The following is a 21,179-nucleotide window of genomic DNA, read 5'->3' as shown; positions in this document are numbered from 1 at the left end:
CAAGCTCTTTCGTTTGACGAAGAACTTGCTTGCGGTGTATCAATAAAACTGGTGAAGCAGCAATAAGGTTAAGGACACTGTAATGGCTCCCCCGATTCGGGTAGACACCTGGGCGAAAGGCATCAATTCAAGCCTTTCTGCGGCGCTTAAAATGGCGACGTCCCCGGTGCCGCCTTGTCCTGAGTGGCACGCATTGATAATGGCGGTCTCAATCGGATACATGTTCAGCCACTTTCCGGTGAAGAAGCCGACGGCCATCATGGTCACAACGACAGACAGAATCGTAATGATGTTGTTGAGATTAAAGGCGGCGACAAGCTTGTCCCACGGCGTCATGGACACCCCGATCGCAAAGAGCAGCGGGTAGGTCACAGCGGTTGAAAAGAAGCGGGACACCCCAAACGCGCCATTTTCAATTGAGGCAGGCGCCAATCTGAACAGCTTAATCAGAACAGCCAGTAACAGCATGGCAACGGGTGCCGGAAATCCAAAAAAGTCGTGGGCGAGCATGCCGACTAAGTATAAAGAAACAGCAAGGATACCACCTGACGCAAATAAGGAAAGGTTGAACATTTGCTGTCCGCTTTGCGATTCCTCCAGCGCAGGGGGCTCTTCTTCAGATCGGTCCACTTTGCCGTTGCCTGTCCATTCCGGTTTTTTCTTACCGATTCTGTTCAGCAATCCCGCTAGAATGATCGCGCACAGGCTGCCCAGCATGATCGACGGCAGAACAAGTGCAAACGCTTCCCCTTGAGACATCGGCATGATGTCAGAATAACCGATGGACAGCGGGATAGCGCCTTCTCCGACACCCCCTGCCATGATAGGGATGACGATGTACAGCAATGTGTGCTGAAATCCGAGCCCGAGCGATGTGCCGACAGCCAGTCCGACAATAGCGGCCGCGGCAGAACCGGCAATAAGCGGAATAAAGATTTTCATGAATGCTTTTACGAGTGTTTCTCTTTTCATGCCGAGGATGCTTCCGACAACAATCCCAGCGATAAATAAGTAAAGAAAGTTTGAGTTTTCTGTAAATTCTGTGGTGGATTTGACGATATCATTAGGCAGCAGGTGATAGTAGACGACAGCGGACGGAATAAAAGTAGCTAGGATGGCCGGGCCGCCGATAGAACGAACAATCGGTATCGATTTACCGATTTGGGCAAAGGTAAACCCGAAAAAAGCCATGACGGCAATGGATGTCAAGATGTCACTTTTCACATCGTGATGCATAACAAAAACAGTGATTAATATAAACAGCAAGGCATACACAGGAAGCGGTATAATGCCTACTTTTATATTCATGGCTCTCGCAAACCAATTCTCTTTTCGAACCCCTTCGTGAATTGTATCCGTTTGCAATTGCATTTGGGTTTGAAGCTCTCCCATTGAAAAACCTCCCCTATTCTTGATGTAGTAAAATTGTTCACTACATGAATTATACTAAAAAATTGAAATGTTTAATATATTAAAAATTTACTATTCAGGTTTTCAAATCTTCCCGGTTCAAATGAAAAGAGGCATTCCGACTAAAAACGGTCTATGACGGAGTGCTGAGAAGCGAGGGCTGGTGACGGACAAGCATTTTATTCGCAAGGAACGAAATGTTGATGTACGATAATAAAGGGTCATTTATCCTAGCGTCCGTCATAAATCATCAACAAAATAGACAATAATCCGTCACACAGTGCGGGACTTTTTAGGTATTTTGGTCTTTATTTTTGAAATAAATCGTTGTAAAGTACTTAATATGAACCAGTAAGAGAATGTGTCATTTGATCAGTCTGGCAATCAGGAATCATATTGAATGATTTTTTGACACATTTGTGAAATGTTGAACAAATATTTTTTTCGTCTACTTTGTGAATTGGTGATCAAAGTATCGCTTCTATTTGTGAAATAGTGAGCAAATAGAAGTTTTTAACCGGAAATGGAGGAGAAAGCATGAGTGAATTAGTTTTAGCCCGCATTCAATTTGCATCAACAACATTGTTTCACTTCTTGTTTGTGCCGTTGTCTATTGGGCTTGTGTTTATGGTTGCGTTGATGGAGACTCTTTATCTTGTGAAAAAAAATGAGCTGTACCTCAAAATGGCAAAGTTTTGGGGACACTTATTCTTAATAAATTTCGCAGTTGGTGTTGTAACGGGGATTTTGCAAGAATTCCAGTTTGGAATGAACTGGTCTGATTACTCCCGTTTTGTCGGAGATGTATTTGGCGCTCCGCTTGCGATTGAAGCATTATTGGCGTTTTTTATGGAATCGATCTTTATCGGATTGTGGATTTTCGGCTGGGACCGCCTGCCGAAAAAAATTCACGTTCTCTGCATTTGGCTCGTATCATTTGGAACGATTATGTCGTCTTTCTGGATTTTAACCGCAAATTCCTTTATGCAGGAGCCTGTCGGCTTTACGATCAAAAACGGCCGCGCGGAAATGAACGACTTTGCCGCGCTGATTACAAACCCTCAGCTTTGGGTTGAATTTCCGCACGTCATTTTCGGTGCGCTTGCCACCGGGGCTTTCTTTATCGCCGGAGTGAGTGCTTTTAAACTATTGAAGAAAAAAGAAGTGCCGTTTTTCAAACAATCTTTTAAACTCGCAATGATTGTCGGCCTTTGTGCCGGTCTTGGCGTCGCACTTAGCGGACACGCGCAGGCTGAGCACTTGATGGAATCACAGCCGATGAAAATGGCTGCCAGCGAAGGCCTTTGGGAAGACAGCGGTGACCCTGCTGCTTGGACAGCTTTTGCCACGATCGATACAACAAATGAAAAAAGCTCAAATGAAATCAAAGTTCCTTATGCTTTGAGCTACCTGGCGTATCAAAAATTCAGCGGAAGTGTCAAAGGGATGAAAACACTTCAGGCTGAGTACGAAAAAATATACGGAAAAGGCGATTACATTCCGCCTGTAAAAACGACATTCTGGAGCTTCCGCATCATGGTTGGCGCAGGTGTTGTCATGATTCTTGCTGCGTTAGGCGGCCTTTGGTTAAACCGCCGCAAAAAGCTTGAAAACAGCAAATGGTATTTGCGCATCATGATCGCGCTGATTTCCTTCCCGTTTATTGCGAACTCCGCGGGCTGGATTATGACAGAAATCGGACGTCAGCCGTGGACGGTTATGGGCTTAATGACAACTGCTCAATCTGTGTCGCCTAACGTAACAGCCGGCTCTCTGTTATTCTCAATCATCGCGTTCGGTGTGATGTACTTGATTCTGGGGGCGCTGCTTGCCTTCTTATTCGTCCGTGAAATTAAAAAAGGTGCGGAGCATGGTGATCATCATGATGCTCCTGTATCAACAGATCCATTTAGTCAGGAGGTATACCATGTCTCTTCATGATCTTTGGTTTATACTCGTTGCTGTATTGTTTGTAGGTTTCTTCTTTTTGGAAGGCTTTGATTTCGGGGTCGGCATGGCGACCCGTTTTCTTGGCCATAATGAATTAGAACGCAGAGTGCTGATCAACACGATCGGACCGTTTTGGGACGCGAATGAAGTATGGCTTTTGACTGGTGCAGGCGCCATTTTCGCGGCATTTCCGAACTGGTATGCAACGATGCTGAGCGGTTATTACATTCCGTTTGTCATTGTGCTGCTTGCATTAATAGGCCGCGGGGTCGCGTTTGAGTTCCGCGGCAAGGTTGATCATTTAAAATGGGTAAAGGTTTGGGACTGGGTCGTTTTCTTCGGCAGTCTGATTCCTCCGTTTGTGCTTGGTGTGCTGTTCGCGACATTATTCCGCGGGATGCCGATTGATGCCGATATGAACATTCACGCGCAAGTATCCGATTATTTCAATGTGTACTCTGTACTTGGCGGTGTGACTGTAACACTTCTTTGCTTCCAGCACGGATTAATGTTTATCACGCTGCGTACGATCGGTGATTTGCAAAAACGCGCCCGGAACATGGCGCAAAAGATAATGGGTATTGTTTTTATAGCGGTTCTTGCCTTCGCGGCTCTTTCTGCCTATCAGACAGACATGTTTACCCGCCGCGGTGAGATAACCATTCCGCTCGTTGTTTTGATTGTCATCTGCTTTATGCTCGCAGCTGTCTTTATCCGTAAGAAAAAAGACGGCTGGACATTTGGGATGACTGGCGCGGGGCTGGGGCTGACGGTAGGGATGATCTTTATTTCATTATTCCCTCGGGTCATGGTCAGCTCGCTTCAAAGCGCGTACGATTTAACAGTAGCTAACGCTTCTTCCGGTGATTATTCGCTTAAAGTCATGTCAATTGCGGCATTAACCCTATTGCCGTTTGTCATCGGCAGCCAGATCTGGAGCTATTATGTCTTCCGGAAGCGCGTCAGCCATAAGGAGCCTATGACTTATTAATGGGAAAAGACCTGTTTCGATATAAAGGAATGAAGCGGATTCTCACCGTGATTACTTGTTTAACGCTGATTCAGACAGCTGCCATTATTATGCAGGCAGAGTGGCTGAGTGAAGCCGTAACCGGGCTGTTCAACGGGAAGAGCATGGCCTCCCTGTTTCCGGTGATCGGCTTTTTCCTCATCGCTTTTGTCGCCCGGCACGGGGTGACGGTGGCACGCCAGAAAATCGTCTATCAATATGCCGCCCGGACAGGAGCAGATTTGAGAAAGAGTTTTCTTGATCAGCTGTTCCGGTTAGGTCCCCGCTTTGCAAAGAAAGAGGGGACGGGGCAAATGGTAACGCTGGCGATGGAAGGCATCAGCCAGTTCCGCCGCTACCTGGAGCTATTTCTGCCGAAAATGGTCAGCATGGCGATTGTGCCGGCGGCGGTTGTCATTTATGTGTTTTTTCAGGATCGCACGTCAGCTGTCATTTTAGTTGCTGCGATGCCGATTCTGATCATCTTTATGATTCTCCTCGGCCTTGTCGCGCAGAGAAAAGCGGATCGCCAGTGGAAATCCTATCAGAGACTTTCTAATCATTTCGTTGATTCTCTTCGCGGGCTGGAGACATTGCGTTTTTTAGGTTTGAGCAAGTCGCACAGTAAAAACATTTTCTACGTTAGTGAGCGGTATCGCAAAGCAACGATGAGCACACTTCGGGTGGCATTTTTATCTTCATTCGCCCTCGATTTTTTCACGATGCTGTCAGTGGCGACAGTTGCAGTGTTTTTGGGCCTGCGCCTTATTGACGGAGATATTTTGCTTGGTCCTGCCTTAACGGCGCTCATTCTGGCACCTGAGTATTTTTTGCCGGTGCGGGAAGTGGGGAATGATTATCATGCAACGCTGAACGGACAGGAAGCAGGCAAGACCATTCAAGAGATCTTGTCGCAGCCTGGTTTTAAAAAAGAGGCGCCGCTTCAGCTTGGGACGTGGTCCGGTCAGGATGAGCTGAAAGTGTCAGGTGTGTCAGTCGGCCGGTCGGTGTCCGATATTGATTTGTCATTGAAAGGCAAGAAAAAAATCGGCATCATCGGTGCAAGCGGTGCCGGAAAATCAACATTCATTGATGTCCTTGGCGGATTTTTGGAGCCTGATGACGGTATGATCGAGGTCAATGGTTCAAGCCGGTCCCACTTGCAGGACGGAAGCTGGCAGAAAAACCTCCTTTATATCCCGCAGCATCCGTACATTTTTGATGACACGCTGGCGAACAACATTCGCTTTTACCATCCAAGCGCGTCGGCTGAGGATACAGCCCGCGCCGCTGCCTCGGCGGGGCTGACGGAGCTGGTGGACAAACTTCCGGACGGATTAGAGGGAAGGATCGGGGAAGGCGGCCGGGCGCTCAGCGGCGGCCAGGCTCAGCGTGTCGCACTGGCCCGCGCTTTTTTAGGTAACCGTCCGATCCTGCTGCTGGATGAGCCGACCGCCCATCTTGATATCGAAACAGAATATGAATTAAAAGAAACGATGCTGGATTTATTTCAGGATAAGCTCGTCTTTCTCGCGACACACCGCCTTCACTGGATGCTCGATATGGATGAAATCATCGTGCTTGACGGGGGCAGGGTTGCGGAAATCGGGACTCACGATGAATTGCTGGAGAAAAACGGTGTGTACACCAAACTCGTGAAGGCACAACTGGGGGAAAGAGCATGAAGAAAGAAGAATGGATTCTGCCGTATATCAAGCAAAATGCCCGTCTGTTCGTTCTGGTTATCTTGTTGGGCGCGGTGACGATTTTTTCTGCTGCTTTTCTTATGTTCACCTCAGGGTTTTTGATCTCGAAGGCGGCGACAAGGCCGGAAAACATCCTGCTCATTTATGTGCCGATTGTCGCTGTGCGCACCTTTGGGATTGCACGGTCTGTGTCACGATATGCGGAACGCCTTGTCGGCCATCACATCATTTTAAAAATCGTGTCCGACATGCGCGTCCGCCTTTACAACATGCTTGAGCCGGGTGCTTTGATGCTGCGTTCCCGATTTCGCACGGGGGATATGCTCGGCATTTTGTCGGAGGATATTGAGCATTTGCAGGATGCCTTCTTAAAAACGATTTTTCCTGCGATCTCGGCCTTGCTTCTGTATGCTGTTTCAGTAATCGCGCTTGGCTTCTTCTCTTGGCCGTTTGCCATATTGCTTGCGCTTTACTTGTTTGTTCTTGTTATACTGTTTCCGGTTGTGTCTTTGCTCGTGACGAGAGCGAAGAATGCGAAGCTGAAAAGCGGGCGGAATGTGCTGTACAGCCGGCTGACAGATGCCGTAATGGGTGTCAGCGACTGGATGTTCAGCGGACGCCGGCATGCTTTTATTGATTCCTATGAAAAAGAAGAACATGCTTGGTTTGAGCTTGAACGGAACAAACAGCGCTTTACAAGATGGCGGGATTTCGCCGCGCAATGTTTTGTCGCGGGTCTCATTTTGCTGATGCTGTTTTGGACGGCGGGGCAGCATGCAGACGGCGAACTCGCCAAAACGATGATTGCGGCCTTTGTGCTAGTGGTGTTCCCTTTGACGGAAGCCTTTCTGCCGCTTTCAGATGCTTTGGGCGAGGTGCCCGGCTATCAGGATTCCATCAGACGCATGAACAAAGTGGCACCTCAGACGGAGGCGTCACAAACAGACTCAGCGGCTGAAACGCTCGATCTCCAAGATGTCACACTGTCCTTTCGTGATGTGGCGTTTGCTTATGATAACAGCAGCCGAGTGCTGAACGGCTTTTCCTTTACGCTGCGCCAAGGAGAAAAAATGGCGCTGCTCGGCCGGAGCGGGTCTGGGAAATCAACGTCGCTCGCATTAATCGAGGGCGCCTTAAAGCCGGACTCTGGATCTGTGACGTTAAACGGAGTGGAGACCGAGCTGTTAAAGGATCAGATTGCTGATACGGTAGCTGTGTTAAATCAAAAACCTCATCTGTTTGATACAAGCATTCTGAACAACATCAGGCTTGGAAATGGCGACGCAAGCGACGAGGATGTGCGCCGTGCTGCAAAGCAGGTGAAGCTGCATGATTACATTGAGTCACTGCCTGACGGATATCATACCTCTGTTCAGGAAACCGGCATCCGGTTTTCCGGAGGGGAGCGCCAGCGGATCGCACTCGCCCGGATTTTGCTGCAGGATACGCCGATCATCATCCTCGATGAGCCGACAGTCGGACTCGATCCCATCACAGAACGCGAACTGATGGATACGGTGTTTGAAGTGCTGAAAGGAAAAACGATTTTATGGATTACCCACCACCTCGCGGGAGTGGAAGCGGCGGATAAAATTGTGTTTCTCGAAAACGGAAAAACAGAAATGGAAGGAACGCACGAGGAACTGCTGGCGTCAAACGAACGGTATCGCCGCCTGTATCATCTTGACGTTCCTGTAAAATAGAAGACAGCCCCTGAGGCTGTCTTTCAGCGTGTCGACAAACCCTCGCATTCGTTGTCAGACCTGCGCGTTGGTGCTCACGAATTATAACATTCGCTCCGCTCCAATGCTCGTCCTTCCTAGACTTCAAGGGTTTTCAATCACGCTGAAAAGATGACAAAATCCTAAAACAAAAACCGTTTTAGGATTTTGTCAACAATCTGGAAGACCGCCCCAAAGGCTGTCTTTTTTTGTTTGAAATAGAAAAGGTACAGGAAAAATAGGAAGAGAAAGCAGAGGAGGGATAGAGATGAATATTCCAATTTGGACGGAGGAGCATGTGAGGGCCTCGCTTCCTGAAAGAGATGCGGAGAGCCATAAAGGCACGTACGGTACCGCATTGCTTCTGGCGGGAAGCGACGACATGCCAGGCGCAGCGCTTCTGGCGGGGATTGGGGCCATGCGGAGCGGACTAGGGAAGCTTGTTATCGGCACGTCTGAAAGCGTGATCCCGCTGACCGTTTCTGTTCTGCCCGAGGCGACCTATTGGCGTGACGGCTGGCAAAAAGCGGCGCACGCTCAGCTTAAAGAGGCGTACCGCGCCATTGCTATCGGACCGGGGCTTCCGCAAACCGAAAGCGTACAGCAGGCAGTTGATCATGTGCTTGCGGCGGATTGCCCTGTTATTTTGGATGCCGGAGCGCTGGCAAAGCGCACATATCCGAAACGGAAGGCGCCTGTCATCCTCACGCCGCACCCGGGCGAGTTTTCCCGTATGACAGGTGTTCCTGTGAAAGAGCTGCAAAACAAAAGAGCGGAATATGCAAAGGAATGGGCGGCTCAGCTGCAGGCTGTCATTGTGTTAAAAGGAAATCAAACCATTATTGCGTTCCCCGATGGCGACTGCTGGTGCAATCCAACTGGAAACGGGGCGCTCGCCAAGGGCGGAACCGGTGACACGCTGACAGGCATGATATTGGGCATGCTCTGCTGCCATGAAGACCCGAAACATGCGATATTAAACGCGGTCTATCTGCACGGTGCGTGCGCCGAGCTCTGGACGGACGAGCACTCAGCCCATACGCTGCTCGCTCACGAGCTTTCTGACGTGCTGCCTCGCGTGTGGAAACGGTTTGAATAAGAATAGCAACAAAATAAAAAGCTGTCTTCACAAGGAAGACAGCTTTTCTTGATAACCCGCTTGTTTTTTCAGACGCGGTTTCATCAATACATAATAAAGAATAGAAGGCACGGCCAAGCCGACAATCCATGCGATGTCTCCGCCGCCAAACATTTTGGCCAGCGGTCCGATGTAAAAGGATGTATTGATAAATGGGATTTCCAGCAAGATGGACAGAACGAACGCAATCGTGGTGATCCAATTGACCTTTCCATACGGCCCGTTCACATCAAACATGGCTTTGACTTGATAGTTTCCATGGCGGACGAAGTAGTAATCGACTAAATTAATTGCCGTCCACGGGATTAAGAAATAACTGATGAAAAAGATAAAATTCAAAAACAGCTCCATAAAATTGCTCTGTCCGAGAAGGCTTAAGACTGTGCCGACAAGCGTGACGCCGAGGATCATGATGATTCTGACTTTGGGCGTGACTTTTAACTTCAAAAACGGCTCAAGCGTTGTTGTCGTGGACATGAAAGCACCATACAGGTTAAAGACATTGATCGCCATTTGCCCGAATAACACAATGATCAGCATAATGAACGAGAAGGGGCCGAACAATTGGACAATCTGGCTGCCTGAGTTTGCCGTAAAGTCAGGAAGTGCCGTCGTCAGCAAAGCGCCGAGCAGCATCATCCAGATCGAGCTGACAGATGTCCCTGCATAGCTGTACCAAAATGTTTGAGAAGCCGGTGTTTTAACTGGCAGATATCGTGAATAATCGGCAACATACGGCGCGTATGCAAGCTGCCACGTCGCAACTGCGCTGACCGCAACCAAGAAAACAGGCAGATCAACCGCCCCGGGAATCCAGCTGCCTGCCGGAATCGGCAATTGAAAAATAAGAATCGTTGCAGCAAAAAATACAGCAAAAGAGGTCCAAGAAAGGATTTTTTGCATTTTGTGAATCAAATCATGGCCGAAAATAGTGAGTAAAAAACATACGGCGCTTAAGCCTATAATACTCCATGATCCCGGAATGGGAACAAAGCTGCTTAAGGTTCCGGCCGCCAGAATCGTGCTGCTTGCGAAGAAACCAAGGTAGATAAACATAACTAAGAAGAGGGGAAGAATCGCTCCGATTACGCCGAATTGGGCACGGCTTTGAATCATTTGCGGGATGCCAAGCTGAGGGCCTTGCGCGGAATGAGACGCCATAAATATGGCACCGATTAAGGTTCCGCAAATAATAGCGGCAACACTCCAAAACAGATTAAGTCCCATTGCCACGGGAAGAGTACCGGTCACTAACGTGGTGATATGCATATTAGCCCCAAACCATACGGGGAATAAATCTTTTGCTTTACCATGTCTTTCTTCATTCGGAATATGTTCAATCGTTCGCCTTTCTACTTTCAATGCATCGTCCTCCATATATAATGAAATTTATTTGAAATAGACATAAAAACATAGCTTAACAGACTGTACTTCGCTTTACAAATTTAGATGTTGACGAAAGCCGATGAGAAACCAGTGAAGTCAATAGATCAAAAGAATTGTAAAAAAAGTTGAACGCTCTGAAATCCGGTGTCGTCTCATAAGACAGAAAAACAAAAAAGGGGGGATCGCAGCCATTGGATAAAAATGAAGAACAGCAATTGATTCAGCAGGCGAAAGAGGGAAGCGACGAGGCATTTACCACCCTTTTTCAGCACTATTATTCTTTTCTATACAAATACTTATTAAAGCTTTCCCTTCACCCTGATCTCAGCGAGGAACTCGTTCAGGAAACCTTTCTGAAAGGATACATTCATTTAAGAAGCTTCCAAGGCCGTTCCAAATTCTCCACGTGGCTGATTTCTATTGCTTCGAGGCTCTATCTCGATCACCAGAAAAAGAGAAAGAGAGAATGGAAACGGAATCAGGCGGTTACGGAGGAAGCAATCCGCAAGATCAAGTGGGACGTGTCAGTGAAAGGGGCAGAATGGAGCGAAACGCTTGATCTGTTTTCAAAGCTGGACCCTAAACTGCGCACGCCAGTTTTATTAAGGCATTACTACGGCTATACCTACGCCGAAATCGGGCTGATGCTGCAAATCAAAGAAGGCACGGTTAAGTCCAGAGTTCATAAAGGGCTCCAGCAAATCAGAAAGGAGTGGACTGATGAATAAAAAAAAGCGATCTGTTCATTTAAAAACGGAATTGCAGAAAATCGACCAATGCGACGCCCCGAATATACCGAGTCAAAAAGAGTTGCTTGATCAATTGGCACAAATGAAAGCCGAACGAAGAAAAAGCCTGCTGAAAGAAGTGATGTTATTTGTGTTCTGTGCGTTGGCGATGGTAAGCGCGGCGATGCTGGCATTTAATCAAGTTCCCGCTGTTTTTGTTGTGCTTCAGGTCTGTGCGCTGGCCGTCCTGCCGATTTTGATTGCGGCTGAGAAAAAACGATACCTCGGCGAACGTGAGGTGAAGCGCTGATGTCCCAAACAGAAATGATCGTAGCGGTGGCTGCTTGTCTCATCCTACTGGCACAGGGAATCTTTTTATTCATTGATGCGAAAAAACGGGATCGTCTGGCATGGGTGTGGGGAGTTGTCGGGCTGATTCAAGCACCGACTCCTCTCATTTGCTATTACTTTTTTGTGATTAGGCCGGATCGAAAAAAAAGGAGGATTAGCTCATGAATATTTCTTGGGAAATGATTTTGCCGCTGATTGTATTGCAGCTTGTGCTGGCGGTATTCGCTCTCATCACCTGTATAAAGGAAGAGCGGACAAACGGCCCAAAGTGGATGTGGGCAGCGGTCATTGTGTGTATCAATATTATTGGGCCGATTTTATTTTTTACCGTCGGCAGAAAGCAAAGGTGAGCAGGCATGCTGTCTATCGAGTCATTATCAAAGTCGTATCGGCACCATCAAGCTGTAAAGAATGTCAGTTTTCACGTCAATGAAAACGAGTGTGTGGCACTATTAGGCCCTAATGGAGCCGGTAAAACCACAACGCTGCACATGCTGGCCGGACTGCTTTCGCCAACCTCTGGAACCATCAAGCTGTTAGGGGAGAAAAAGCCGGATCGTCGTTTGATCGGGTACCTTCCGCAGTATCCTGCCTTTTATTCGTGGATGACCGCAAACGAATTTTTAACATTTGCCGGGAGACTGTCAGGGCTTTCAAAGAAAAAGTGCCAAGAGGAAATCGGCGGGATGCTTGAATTTGTCGGCTTGCAGGAAGCGGCACACAAAAGAATCGGCGGCTATTCAGGCGGCATGAAGCAAAGACTCGGTCTGGCACAGGCGCTGCTCCATAAACCGAAGCTGTTGATTTTGGATGAACCGGTGTCCGCTCTTGATCCGTCCGGGCGGTTCGAGGTGCTCGATATGATGCGGGAGCTGAAGAAGCATATGGCTGTTCTGTTTTCCACACACGTGTTGCACGATGCGGAGCAGGTGTGTGATCAGGTGGTGATCATGAAAAACGGGGAGGTTTCATGGAAAGGCGAATTACAGCAGCTTAAGAACCAGCATCAAACGAACGTTTTCACCCTTACAGTGAAAGAGGAGCTGAGGGGCTGGCTTGAAGAGAAGCCTTACGTAGCAGGTATTGCCTATATGAACCCGTCACAAGCTGTTTTCGAGCTGCCTGGTATACACGCTGGCCGGACATTGCTGAGTGATTGTATCCGAACGGGATTGACCGTTACCCATTTCGAACAGAAAACGGAGTCTCTTGAAGACGTCTATCTAAAGGTGGTGCACGCATGAAGGTCATGATGACTCTATTTCAAAAAGAATGGCTCGATGGGTGGAAAAGCGGCAAGCTGATCTGGCTGCCGATCGCGATGATGATCGTCGGGCTGACACAGCCGCTGACCATTTATTATATGCCGGAAATCATTGAACACGGAGGAAACCTTCCGGACGGCATGAAAATCAGTTTTACGATGCCTTCCGGGTCTGAAGTGATGGTCAGCACGCTTTCTCAATTCAACACGCTTGGCATGGCTCTGGTCATCTTCAGCGTGATGGGCAGCGTGGCGAATGAAAGAAATCAAGGTGTAACGTCGCTGATCATGTCGCGGCCTGTGACGGCAGCCCATTTTATCGTGAGCAAATGGCTGACCCAAAGCGTGATCGGAATCGCGTCGTTTGCCGCTGGATACGGGCTTGCTTATTATTACGTCCGGCTGCTGTTTGAGGACACATCCTTCAGCCGCTTTGCCGGAAGCCTTGGCCTTTACGCTCTTTGGATCATGTTTATTGTGACTGCAGGTCTTGCCGGAAGCACGATGTTTCGGTCTCTCGGAGCAGCCGCGGCTTCCGGAATTGGGCTGACGGCAGCCGTTTCCTTTGCTGTTTCGCTATTTCCTGATGGTGCGAAATGGCTTCCGGCTGCGCTTTGCAAGCAGGCGGAGCATATCCTTCTTCATGGAGAGCGGGCGGATTTTTTCGGATGGTCGCTCACATTCTCTATTTTGTCCATCGTGCTTCTGGCCACGTTTTCTGTGTGGCGCTTTCAGCGATATGAAAGCTATTAATTGGCCATGCTGCGCTTTTGCATGAGCATGACAAGAAAGGCGGCAAATGCCAGCGCCCCGGCTCCATAAAAAACCCCCGAAAGCCCGAAAAGCTGTGCGATTTTTCCGGCGAGAAGGGGTCCAAGGAAGATGCCCAATGCATAAAACGATTGATAGAATCCCATGGCCGACATTTTTAAACGGAATGAACTGATATCGACGACCCGGCTGAGCAGCAGAGGAAATACGAAACCGAGCGCCAGCCCGATGCAGGCGTGTGTGATGCAAACCGTGAACAATGTAGCTGAAAACGGAACGAATAGCAGACAGGCTCCGATCACAGCAAAACTGGAGAGCAGCACGGAGTAAGCGATTCGGCTTGTCATGCGCAGAAACACAACGCTTAATGTGGCGGCTGCGTGAGGGAGGAAAAAGGCGCTCATCACCCAAAGCAGCTCCGCGTCGCCCATGCCGAGCTGATGAATGTAAAGCGGTGTAAAACCAAACACTGTCATAAATAACACCGCGTGGGCGGTCATAGACAGGATGGTGAAAAGCTTGAGCTTCGGCAGCCGCAATGTGTCTTTGATGTATTGCGGCACACCGATTGTGTCGCGATTCGCGGGAGAAGCCGACGGGTCTTTAATAAAGCAGCAAATCACCAGACCGGCGGCCGAGGCAACGAGCGCCATCCAAAACGGAACCTGCCTGCCTAAGCGGGCTGCCGCAAGCCCGCAGAACACAATGCTGACAAACTGAGGCATGACGGTGAAAAACTGCATGATGCCCATTGCTTTTGAGGCATTGCCATTGTTGAAATAATGCGCGTATAAAATGGTCGCCATGACCCACATAGAGGCAGTGATCCCTGCCAACAGCCGGGCGGCCAGCACGAAGAAGAAAGAATCAAACATCAGAAAAAGCAGGCTGCTGAGGATGGAAAACCCAAACCCGCCAATTAACAATTGTTTGCGCATAGAAAACAGGATGTCTGACAGCAAGCCGAGCGGAAATCGAAGAAGAATTTGCGTCACCCCGTAGCTGCCGAGAATGATGCCGATGGCGCCGTATGAAAAGTCCAGATCCTCCAAATACAGACTGAATACAGGCACATAAATATAGCCTGAAAACCAAAAACAAAATACCATGCATAAGAAAACGGCGTGATCTAAAGCGCCGATTGTTTTTTTCTGAGTCATCATGTTCGGCTGTAATTCCATCTTTTCTCTCCACCTTTTTCTTCCAGTACAACACAAATGCTGAAAGCGTTTCAATAGAAAAATAAAAAACAGGACTTCCAAAAGCCCTGTTCGATGTTTTAATACGGGTCAGACGGATGACTTTCCTGTTCAGCCTGCATTGCAGCCTGTTCAGTCTCTGTTGTGCCGATCGGTCCGTTGCTGTTGTTTTCGGAGGCTTTTTTCAGCCCTTCTGCCACGCGTTTTCCGTAGTCGGGATCAGCTTTTGTGAAATTCTCTATCATTTGATCCTGAATTTCTTTTCGGCATGTAGAAAGTGTATTAACCAAATTCGTGATCAATTCGTTCCGTTCAAATTCTGAAAATCTCCGGTACGTTTCTCCAGCCTGGCCGAAGTTGTTCGTTCTGTCGATCGCTTCACGCTTTACATCACCTTCGACATGCGGCGTATGATCTTTGCCATCCTGCGTCGCTTCCTTCAGCCCGCCCATAATCGATGGCTCATAGTTGACGTGCGGGTTTTGGCCTTCTGCTCGATCGACCCGATATTGCATTTGCCCGCCTTCCTGGTTCGTGGCGACATGCTTATTCGGCGAGTTGATCGGAAGCTGCAGGTAATTTGCGCCTACACGGTAGCGCTGTGTATCAGAGTAGGAAAACGTCCGCCCTTGCAGCAATTTATCATCTGAAAAATCAAGCCCGTCAACAAGCACTCCTGTTCCGAATGAAGCTTGTTCCACTTCCGCATGGTAGTTTTCCGGGTTTTTGTTAAGTACCAGTTTACCGATCGGTTTCCATGGGAAATCATCTTTATACCAAAGCTTTGTCGGATCGAGCGGATCAAAGTCCAGTTCAGGATGCTCATTATCGCTCATAATTTGGGCATACACTTCCCATTCCGGATAATCGCCATTTTCAATCGCTTCATATAAATCCTGTGTTGCATGGTTAAAGTTTTTCCCTTGAATCTCTTCCGCTTCCTTCTGTGTCAGGTTGCGGATGCCCTGCTTCGGTTCGAAATGATATTTCACGAGAACGGCCTTGCCCTCCTCATTCACCCATTTATAGGCGTGTACGCCCGAACCCTGCATGTGCCGGTAGTTGGCCGGAATGCCCCAAGGCGAAAACAAGAAGGTGATCATATGTGTCGCTTCAGGAGACTGGGAAATGAAGTCGAAAATACGTTCACCATCTTGGATGTTGGTCACTGGATCAGGCTGAAATGCGTGCACAAGATCCGGAAATTTCAGCGGGTCGCGGATAAAAAAGATTTTCAGGTTGTTCCCGACCAAATCCCAGTTTCCGTCTTCGGTATAAAGCTTCACGGCAAAACCGCGCGGGTCTCTCAATGTTTCGGGTGAGTGTTTACCATGATTCACCGTAGAAAAACGGACAAATGCCGGCGTTATTTTGCCTTTATCCTGAAAGAGCTTGGCCCGGGTGTACTTTGAAATCGGTTCGTCTCCAAAGCTTCCATACGCTTCAAAATACCCGTGTGCACCCGCTCCTCTGGCGTGGACAACCCGCTCCGGGATGCGTTCACGGTCAAAGTGGCTGATTTTTTCGAGAAAATCGTAGTTCTCAAGTGTTGTAGGCCCTCTGTTCCCGACCGTTCTCACATTTTGGTTGTCAGTGACAGGGTGCCCCTGCCTGTTCGTCAAAGTATCCTCTGATTCGTTTTTCCCGGATGTCTTATGAGAAAGCGTATCCTCGCTGCTTTGGGCATTTGTTTCGTGATGCTTGTTTTGGTGCTCATCTTTCATTGGTTAACCCTCCTTTTTTGAACGATAACAATATGCCCTGAATGGAAAGATTTTAAAACAGCCGTTTTTCTTCATCAGGTTGGGGAATGGTACAATGTAAAAAAAATCGGTAAAAGGAGAGGTCGATTCGTGACGAGAGAAAGACATCCGCTGCCCATCACGTTTTATCAAAAAACCGCCCTTGAGCTTGCCCCGGCGCTTCTCGGCTGCCTTCTGGTTAAAGAGACAGACGAAGGCACTGCGTCAGGCTATATTGTGGAAACAGAGGCTTATATGGGAGTTGGAGACAGAGCGGCCCACAGCTTTAACAACCGCCGGACGAAGCGGACTGAGATTATGTTTGCGGAAGCTGGGCGGGTGTATACATACGTCATGCACACCCATACATTGCTGAATGTCGTTGCCGCAGAAGAGGATGTCCCGCAAGCGGTACTAATCAGGGCGATTGAGCCCCATGAAGGGCAGCTGTTAATGGAGGAGAGAAGGCCGGGCCGGCGTCCGAGGGAATGGACAAACGGACCTGGAAAGCTGACGAAAGCGCTTGGCGTCACGATGAATGACTACGGACGCTGGATTACGGAACAGCCCCTTTACATTGAAAGCGGGTACACACCGGAAGAAATCTCAACCGGCCCGCGCATCGGCATTGACAACAGCGGAGAGGCACGCGATTATCCGTGGCGTTTCTGGGTGAAGGGAAATAGGTACGTGTCGCGTTAGCATGTTTATGCAAAAGACAATCAGGGGAATGGTTGAGAAAAAAGAAGGGAGAATCGGAGCTGTGAAAAAGATGATCAAAACCGTTATCAAATGGGCGCCGCTCATTTACCCGATTGTACGAAAAATCATGAAGGATCGGAAGGCATCAAAACAAAAGAACACGTCTTCATCCCGAACAGCCGGCTGAACCCGGCTGTTTTTTTATGGGTCCGTTTTTCCTCTTGTCCTCCCGATGTTCATTGACTTGCCATTCTCTCCATTATAGAATTTATATACATTTCATTCCTTCACCATCCTTTCTGCCTATTGACTTTATCCCTGCATCTACTTGATAGGAGGTTTTTCTCATGCTTCATGGGCGACTTCGTGATATTCTGCGCTTGCTGATGGCGGCTGAAGCCCCGGTGACTAGCTCGTTTTTTGCCGCGCAATTAAACGTAACGACGCGGACGGTCCGCAATGATATAAAGGAACTGCAAGGTGTGCTGAACGGCCATGGCGCCTTGGTCCAATCGGTAAGAGGCTCCGGTTACAAACTCAGCATTCATGATGAGCAGACATTCAGAACGCTGCTGCAAGATGTATTTCAGCAAAAAAAGGGCCTGCCGGTGTTGCCGGAGGAGAGAATGGTTTATCTTATGAACCGGCTGCTGCTGGCGGAGCATTACCTCAAGCTCGATGAATTGGCTGAAGAACTATTTATCTCAAAATCTACGCTGCAAACGGATTTAAAAGAAGTAAAGAAACGGCTGCTGCCTTACCGCATCGTCATGGAAACACGACCGAATTATGGCTTCAAGCTGCGCGGGGACGAGGTGCAGATGAGATATTGTATGGCTGAGTACATTGTCGATGAAAGAGAAACGGAGATTGATGTTCTGAATGAAAAGACTAATATTTTGCCGAAGGAAGAAATTGAGATCATCCGTTCCGCCATCCTGAAAAAAATGAAAAACGACCGCATTCCCCTCTCTAACTTGGGACTGAATAACCTCATCATCCATATCGCCATCGCTTGTAAACGAATCAGAACGGAAAACTATGTCTCTCTTTTCCCGGAAGATATGGATCATATCCTGCATCAAAAAGAATATCAGGCTGCAAAAGCCATCGTAAAAGAGCTGGAATCAGCTCTCGCCGTTACATTTCCGAAAGACGAGGCGGCCTATATCGCCATGCATCTCCTCGGCACAAAACGAATGACACAATCCCAATGCGGGGAAGACACATTTTCAATAGACGAAGAAACCGATCAGCTGACTTTTGCTATGATCAAGGCCGTTGATCGTGAACTGAAGCTCGGCATTCTGCATGACAAAGAGCTGAAAATTGGCTTGGCGCTGCATGTGAAGCCGGCGATCAGCCGCAATCGATACGGCATGAACCTGCGAAATCCGATGCTGGCAGCGATCAAGGAACATTATCCTCTCGCTTTTGAAGCCGGAATCATTGCGGGAATGGTGATAAAGGAAGAAACGGGTATTGACATTCATGAAAACGAAATGGGTTATCTGGCCCTCCACTTTGGCGCCGCGATTGAACGAAAAAAAACAGAAAGCCCGCCGAAACGCTGTATCATTGTGTGCGCATCAGGTGCCGGGAGCGCCCAGCTTCTGCGTGAAAAACTCCGTTCCCATTTCGGCAAGCGGCTCGATATTCTGGGAACTGCTGAGTATTACAGTCTTGACCAGATATCCTATGAATCCATTGATTTTGTCATCAGCACCATCCCGATCAAAAAAGAGCTGCCTGTACCAGTGCTGAAGGTCAACACACTCTTGGGCGGAACCGACTTTACAAAAATAGAATCCATTCTAAGGGATGAAAAAGAAAAAGCGGTCCGCTACCTGAAAAAAGACCTCGTTTTCTTCCAGAAGGATCTGCGCTCAAAAGAAGAAGTGATTCAATTTTTAGGGCGGAAAGCGGTTGATTGCGGCTATGCAGATGATGAACTCATCGCTTCCATTTTTGAACGAGAAGCCATGTCGCCAACGTGCTTTGGCAATCTTGTTGCCATCCCGCACCCGCTCGTTCCGCAGACGAAAACAACGTTTTGGGTCGTTTGTACGCTGAAAAAACCGATAGATTGGGAGAATCAGCGTGTTCAATTTGTTTGTCTGCTTTGTGTTGAAAAGGAGAACAAAGCGGATTTGCAAAGCATGTACAAATTGCTCGGCAGCATGTTGGATGACCCGTCGGCGGTAAACCAGCTGATCAAATGCCGTTCGTATCAAGAGCTTTCGGAAGTGTTTGACCAAAAAATGTTGAGCTGACAGCCTGTATATACCTTTTTTCCGTTTCCTGCGGAAAAACCTTGAGTGTTTATGAAAGCGATTTCATAATATGATGATATCAACAGCAGGACATGACAAAATTGATCAAACTCTAGGAGGTCTTTTACATGAATATATTACTCGTTTGTGCAGCAGGCATGTCTACCAGCTTACTGGTGAGCAAGATGGAAAAAAGTGCGCAGGAACAAGGAAAAGACTATACCATTTGGGCAGTTTCAGGGGATTCTGTACAACAACATATTGATAAAGCGGATGTATTGCTTCTCGGCCCGCAAGTCCGTTATATGCTTCCGCAGCTGAAAAAATTAGGAGAGGCAGAGGGGGTTCCGGTAGACGTCATTAATACCGTCCATTATGGCACGTGCAACGGGGCGGAAGTGCTGAAATCGGCTGAACAGCTTGGACATGTGTCATAGAGAGGGGCGGGCTATGTGAATAAAGTCAATCAGATCTTAGAAGAAAAGGTCATGCCTATAGCGGGAAGAATTGCGGGCCAGCGTCATTTGCAGGCGCTGCGTGATGGTATCATTCTCACAATGCCGCTGATTATCATCGGTTCCTTTTTCCTCATCATCGGCAACCTCCCGATTCCTGGCTACGCTGAGTTTATGGCAAAAACGTTTGGCAGCTCCTGGTCTGATAAACTGGCCTACCCAGTCGACGCCACCTTTGAAATTATGGGTCTTGTCGCCGCGTTCGGCATCGCCTACCGGCTCGCCGAGAAATATGGTGTGGATGCCTTGTCGGCCGGAGCCATTTCCCTTGCGGCATTTTTGTTAGCAACACCGTATCAAGTGCCGTTTACGCCTGATGGTTCGACGAAAGAAATCATGGTCGGCGGCGGAATTCCGCTAACACTCATGGGAAGCAAAGGTCTGTTTGTCGCCATGATTATCGCGATGGTATCAACTGAGATTTACCGCCTCATTATCCAGCGCAATTTGGTCTTCAAAATGCCGGACGGTGTTCCCCCGGCGGTCAGCAAGTCATTTGTCGCGTTAATTCCCGGCTTTGCCGTCATCTTTCTGATTTGGGCAGCCCGGCTGATTGTTGAAGCGACACCGTTTGAAAGCCTTCATAATATTGTAAGCGTTTTATTGGGGACGCCGCTTTCTATTCTTGGCGGAAGTCTCGGAGGCAGCCTTGTCGCTGAAGCCGTCAAAATGCTTTTATGGGCCTGCGGTCTTCATGGAGCAAACATTGTCGGCGGCGTCATGGCACCGATTTGGTACGGCGCCATGGATGCCAATAGGATTGCCTTCCAAGCCGGTGAGGAGCTGCCTAAGATTTTCACCCAGCAATTTTTTGATATCTGGATTAATATCGGAGGAAGCGGCGCAACTTTGGCGCTGGTTGTCACGATGTTCCTGCGCGCCCGAAGCAAACAAATGAAGCAGCTCGGAAAGCTTGCGATCGGACCGGCCATTTTCAACATTAACGAACCGATTATTTTCGGTATGCCGATCGTCATGAACCCGATGCTTTTACTTCCGTTTATCATCACGCCGCTTGTCACAGTGACACTCACATACATCGGAATGAGCACCGGGCTTGTCGCCAAACCGGCGGGGATCGCAGTGCCGTGGACCATGCCGCCAATCTTTTCAGGCTATTTGGCGACAGGGGGAAAAGTCTCAGGTGCGGTCATGCAAGCCATTAATCTCGCCGTATCCTTTGTTGTCTACTATCCGTTTTTCAGAATGTGGGATAAACAGAAGCTGAAAGAAGAAAACGATCTGGAGCTGGCCCAAACGCCTGCAACATCAGATGACAAAGAAGCGGCTCTGTAGAGAAAGGAAGTGAATCGC

At 48.4% G+C, this 21,179-nt stretch carries 20 protein-coding genes; 16 read left to right on the top strand and 4 right to left on the bottom strand.

Annotated elements, in window-relative coordinates:
• Nucleotides 1–39 precede the first annotated feature (39 nt).
• A complete protein-coding gene (cimH, locus tag ACY3LV_RS01615) occupies nucleotides 40–1,392 on the bottom strand; it encodes a citrate/malate transporter CimH (RefSeq protein ID WP_414955996.1) in 1,353 nt (450 codons plus the stop codon).
• A gap of 555 nt (nucleotides 1,393–1,947) precedes the next feature.
• On the opposite strand from cimH, the gene cydA reads away from it, so the two are divergent.
• The 5 genes from cydA (at nucleotide 1,948) to ACY3LV_RS01590 (ending at nucleotide 8,895) form a co-directional block, all read left to right on the top strand.
• On the top strand, nucleotides 1,948–3,351 hold the full coding sequence (cydA, locus tag ACY3LV_RS01610; RefSeq protein WP_087993246.1) for a cytochrome ubiquinol oxidase subunit I: 1,404 nt from the start codon (nucleotides 1,948–1,950) through the stop codon (nucleotides 3,349–3,351).
• Entirely contained in the window at nucleotides 3,338–4,351 is a 1,014-nt protein-coding gene (gene cydB / locus ACY3LV_RS01605; RefSeq protein WP_333561696.1) for a cytochrome d ubiquinol oxidase subunit II, read from the top strand. The genes cydA and cydB overlap by 14 nt, the downstream gene beginning before the upstream one ends.
• On the top strand, nucleotides 4,351–6,054 hold the full coding sequence (cydD, locus tag ACY3LV_RS01600; protein ID WP_333561695.1) for a thiol reductant ABC exporter subunit CydD: 1,704 nt from the start codon (nucleotides 4,351–4,353) through the stop codon (nucleotides 6,052–6,054). Before cydB ends, cydD begins: the two co-directional genes overlap by 1 nt.
• Nucleotides 6,051–7,778: a thiol reductant ABC exporter subunit CydC gene (cydC, locus tag ACY3LV_RS01595; protein WP_464863273.1), complete on the top strand. Its 1,728-nt coding sequence runs from the start codon at nucleotides 6,051–6,053 to the stop codon at nucleotides 7,776–7,778. The genes cydD and cydC overlap by 4 nt, the downstream gene beginning before the upstream one ends.
• A 286-nt stretch (nucleotides 7,779–8,064) precedes the next feature.
• Complete coding sequence (locus ACY3LV_RS01590) at nucleotides 8,065–8,895, top strand: NAD(P)H-hydrate dehydratase (RefSeq protein ID WP_333561693.1); 831 nt, start codon at nucleotides 8,065–8,067, stop codon at nucleotides 8,893–8,895.
• A 27-nt stretch (nucleotides 8,896–8,922) separates the two neighbouring features.
• Here ACY3LV_RS01590 and ACY3LV_RS01585 read toward each other — a convergent pair whose 3' ends face one another.
• Nucleotides 8,923–10,296, bottom strand: a complete 1,374-nt coding sequence (locus tag ACY3LV_RS01585) for a cytosine permease (protein ID WP_333561692.1) — start codon at nucleotides 10,294–10,296, stop codon at nucleotides 8,923–8,925.
• Between the two features lie 215 nt (nucleotides 10,297–10,511).
• Here ACY3LV_RS01585 and sigY point away from each other — a divergent pair, with 215 nt between their 5' ends.
• The 6 genes from sigY to ACY3LV_RS01555 are packed head-to-tail and all read left to right on the top strand — an operon-like array spanning nucleotide 10,512 to nucleotide 13,416.
• The gene (sigY, locus tag ACY3LV_RS01580; RefSeq protein ID WP_333561691.1) at nucleotides 10,512–11,048 is read left to right on the top strand and encodes an RNA polymerase sigma factor SigY; all 537 of its coding nucleotides are present in this window, start codon (nucleotides 10,512–10,514) and stop codon (nucleotides 11,046–11,048) included.
• Entirely contained in the window at nucleotides 11,041–11,358 is a 318-nt protein-coding gene (locus ACY3LV_RS01575) for a YxlC family protein (protein ID WP_333561690.1), read from the top strand. Before sigY ends, ACY3LV_RS01575 begins: the two co-directional genes overlap by 8 nt.
• Nucleotides 11,358–11,564, top strand: a complete 207-nt coding sequence (yxlD, locus tag ACY3LV_RS01570) for a sigma Y negative regulator YxlD (protein ID WP_333561689.1) — start codon at nucleotides 11,358–11,360, stop codon at nucleotides 11,562–11,564. Before ACY3LV_RS01575 ends, yxlD begins: the two co-directional genes overlap by 1 nt.
• Nucleotides 11,561–11,749, top strand: coding sequence for a sigma Y negative regulator YxlE (gene yxlE / locus ACY3LV_RS01565; RefSeq protein ID WP_333561688.1), 189 nt, complete (start codon nucleotides 11,561–11,563; stop codon nucleotides 11,747–11,749). The genes yxlD and yxlE overlap by 4 nt, the downstream gene beginning before the upstream one ends.
• Before the next feature lie 6 nt (nucleotides 11,750–11,755).
• Entirely contained in the window at nucleotides 11,756–12,643 is an 888-nt protein-coding gene (locus ACY3LV_RS01560) for an ABC transporter ATP-binding protein (protein WP_464863272.1), read from the top strand.
• Nucleotides 12,640–13,416, top strand: a complete 777-nt coding sequence (locus tag ACY3LV_RS01555; protein WP_464863271.1) for an ABC transporter permease — start codon at nucleotides 12,640–12,642, stop codon at nucleotides 13,414–13,416. The genes ACY3LV_RS01560 and ACY3LV_RS01555 overlap by 4 nt, the downstream gene beginning before the upstream one ends.
• Here the strand turns inward: ACY3LV_RS01555 and ACY3LV_RS01550 are convergent.
• On the bottom strand, nucleotides 13,413–14,615 hold the full coding sequence (locus ACY3LV_RS01550) for an MFS transporter (RefSeq protein ID WP_464863270.1): 1,203 nt from the start codon (nucleotides 14,613–14,615) through the stop codon (nucleotides 13,413–13,415). The two genes, ACY3LV_RS01555 and ACY3LV_RS01550, sit on opposite strands and share 4 nt — an antisense overlap.
• Nucleotides 14,616–14,713: 98 nt before the next feature.
• Entirely contained in the window at nucleotides 14,714–16,357 is a 1,644-nt protein-coding gene (katX, locus tag ACY3LV_RS01545) for a catalase KatX (RefSeq protein ID WP_333561684.1), read from the bottom strand.
• A 129-nt stretch (nucleotides 16,358–16,486) separates the two neighbouring features.
• On the opposite strand from katX, the gene ACY3LV_RS01540 reads away from it, so the two are divergent.
• From ACY3LV_RS01540 to licC, 5 genes are all read left to right on the top strand, one after another.
• On the top strand, nucleotides 16,487–17,077 hold the full coding sequence (locus ACY3LV_RS01540) for a DNA-3-methyladenine glycosylase (protein WP_333561683.1): 591 nt from the start codon (nucleotides 16,487–16,489) through the stop codon (nucleotides 17,075–17,077).
• A 28-nt stretch (nucleotides 17,078–17,105) separates the two neighbouring features.
• Nucleotides 17,106–17,264 (top strand): hypothetical protein, encoded by a 159-nt coding sequence (locus tag ACY3LV_RS01535; protein ID WP_333561753.1) that lies wholly within the window; start codon nucleotides 17,106–17,108, stop codon nucleotides 17,262–17,264.
• A 160-nt stretch (nucleotides 17,265–17,424) separates the two neighbouring features.
• Nucleotides 17,425–19,350 (top strand): transcriptional regulator LicR, encoded by a 1,926-nt coding sequence (licR, locus tag ACY3LV_RS01530; RefSeq protein ID WP_464863269.1) that lies wholly within the window; start codon nucleotides 17,425–17,427, stop codon nucleotides 19,348–19,350.
• Nucleotides 19,351–19,478: 128 nt separating this feature from the next.
• Nucleotides 19,479–19,787, top strand: coding sequence for a PTS lichenan transporter subunit IIB (gene licB, locus ACY3LV_RS01525; RefSeq protein ID WP_464863268.1), 309 nt, complete (start codon nucleotides 19,479–19,481; stop codon nucleotides 19,785–19,787).
• Nucleotides 19,788–19,802: 15 nt separating this feature from the next.
• Nucleotides 19,803–21,161: a PTS lichenan transporter subunit IIC gene (gene licC, locus ACY3LV_RS01520; RefSeq protein ID WP_464863267.1), complete on the top strand. Its 1,359-nt coding sequence runs from the start codon at nucleotides 19,803–19,805 to the stop codon at nucleotides 21,159–21,161.
• Nucleotides 21,162–21,179 lie beyond the last annotated feature (18 nt).

Source organism: Bacillus sp. 11C (genome assembly GCF_055486375.1).
This window is presented reverse-complemented; position numbering and strand designations above follow the sequence as displayed.

Excerpts from the sequence above, each read along its gene's own strand:
- cimH (WP_414955996.1), bottom strand. The coding sequence starts at position 1,392 with ATGGGAGAGCTTCAAACCCAAATGCAATTGCAAACGGATACAATTCAC.
- cydA (WP_087993246.1), top strand. The coding sequence starts at position 1,948 with ATGAGTGAATTAGTTTTAGCCCGCATTCAATTTGCATCAACAACATTG.
- cydB (WP_333561696.1), top strand. The coding sequence starts at position 3,338 with ATGTCTCTTCATGATCTTTGGTTTATACTCGTTGCTGTATTGTTTGTA.
- cydD (WP_333561695.1), top strand. The coding sequence starts at position 4,351 with ATGGGAAAAGACCTGTTTCGATATAAAGGAATGAAGCGGATTCTCACC.
- cydC (WP_464863273.1), top strand. The coding sequence starts at position 6,051 with ATGAAGAAAGAAGAATGGATTCTGCCGTATATCAAGCAAAATGCCCGT.
- ACY3LV_RS01590 (WP_333561693.1), top strand. The coding sequence starts at position 8,065 with ATGAATATTCCAATTTGGACGGAGGAGCATGTGAGGGCCTCGCTTCCT.
- ACY3LV_RS01575 (WP_333561690.1), top strand. The coding sequence starts at position 11,041 with ATGAATAAAAAAAAGCGATCTGTTCATTTAAAAACGGAATTGCAGAAA.
- yxlD (WP_333561689.1), top strand. The coding sequence starts at position 11,358 with ATGTCCCAAACAGAAATGATCGTAGCGGTGGCTGCTTGTCTCATCCTA.
- yxlE (WP_333561688.1), top strand. The coding sequence starts at position 11,561 with ATGAATATTTCTTGGGAAATGATTTTGCCGCTGATTGTATTGCAGCTT.
- ACY3LV_RS01560 (WP_464863272.1), top strand. The coding sequence starts at position 11,756 with ATGCTGTCTATCGAGTCATTATCAAAGTCGTATCGGCACCATCAAGCT.
- ACY3LV_RS01555 (WP_464863271.1), top strand. The coding sequence starts at position 12,640 with ATGAAGGTCATGATGACTCTATTTCAAAAAGAATGGCTCGATGGGTGG.
- ACY3LV_RS01550 (WP_464863270.1), bottom strand. The coding sequence starts at position 14,615 with ATGGAATTACAGCCGAACATGATGACTCAGAAAAAAACAATCGGCGCT.
- katX (WP_333561684.1), bottom strand. The coding sequence starts at position 16,357 with ATGAAAGATGAGCACCAAAACAAGCATCACGAAACAAATGCCCAAAGC.
- ACY3LV_RS01535 (WP_333561753.1), top strand. The coding sequence starts at position 17,106 with ATGGTTGAGAAAAAAGAAGGGAGAATCGGAGCTGTGAAAAAGATGATC.
- licR (WP_464863269.1), top strand. The coding sequence starts at position 17,425 with ATGCTTCATGGGCGACTTCGTGATATTCTGCGCTTGCTGATGGCGGCT.
- licB (WP_464863268.1), top strand. The coding sequence starts at position 19,479 with ATGAATATATTACTCGTTTGTGCAGCAGGCATGTCTACCAGCTTACTG.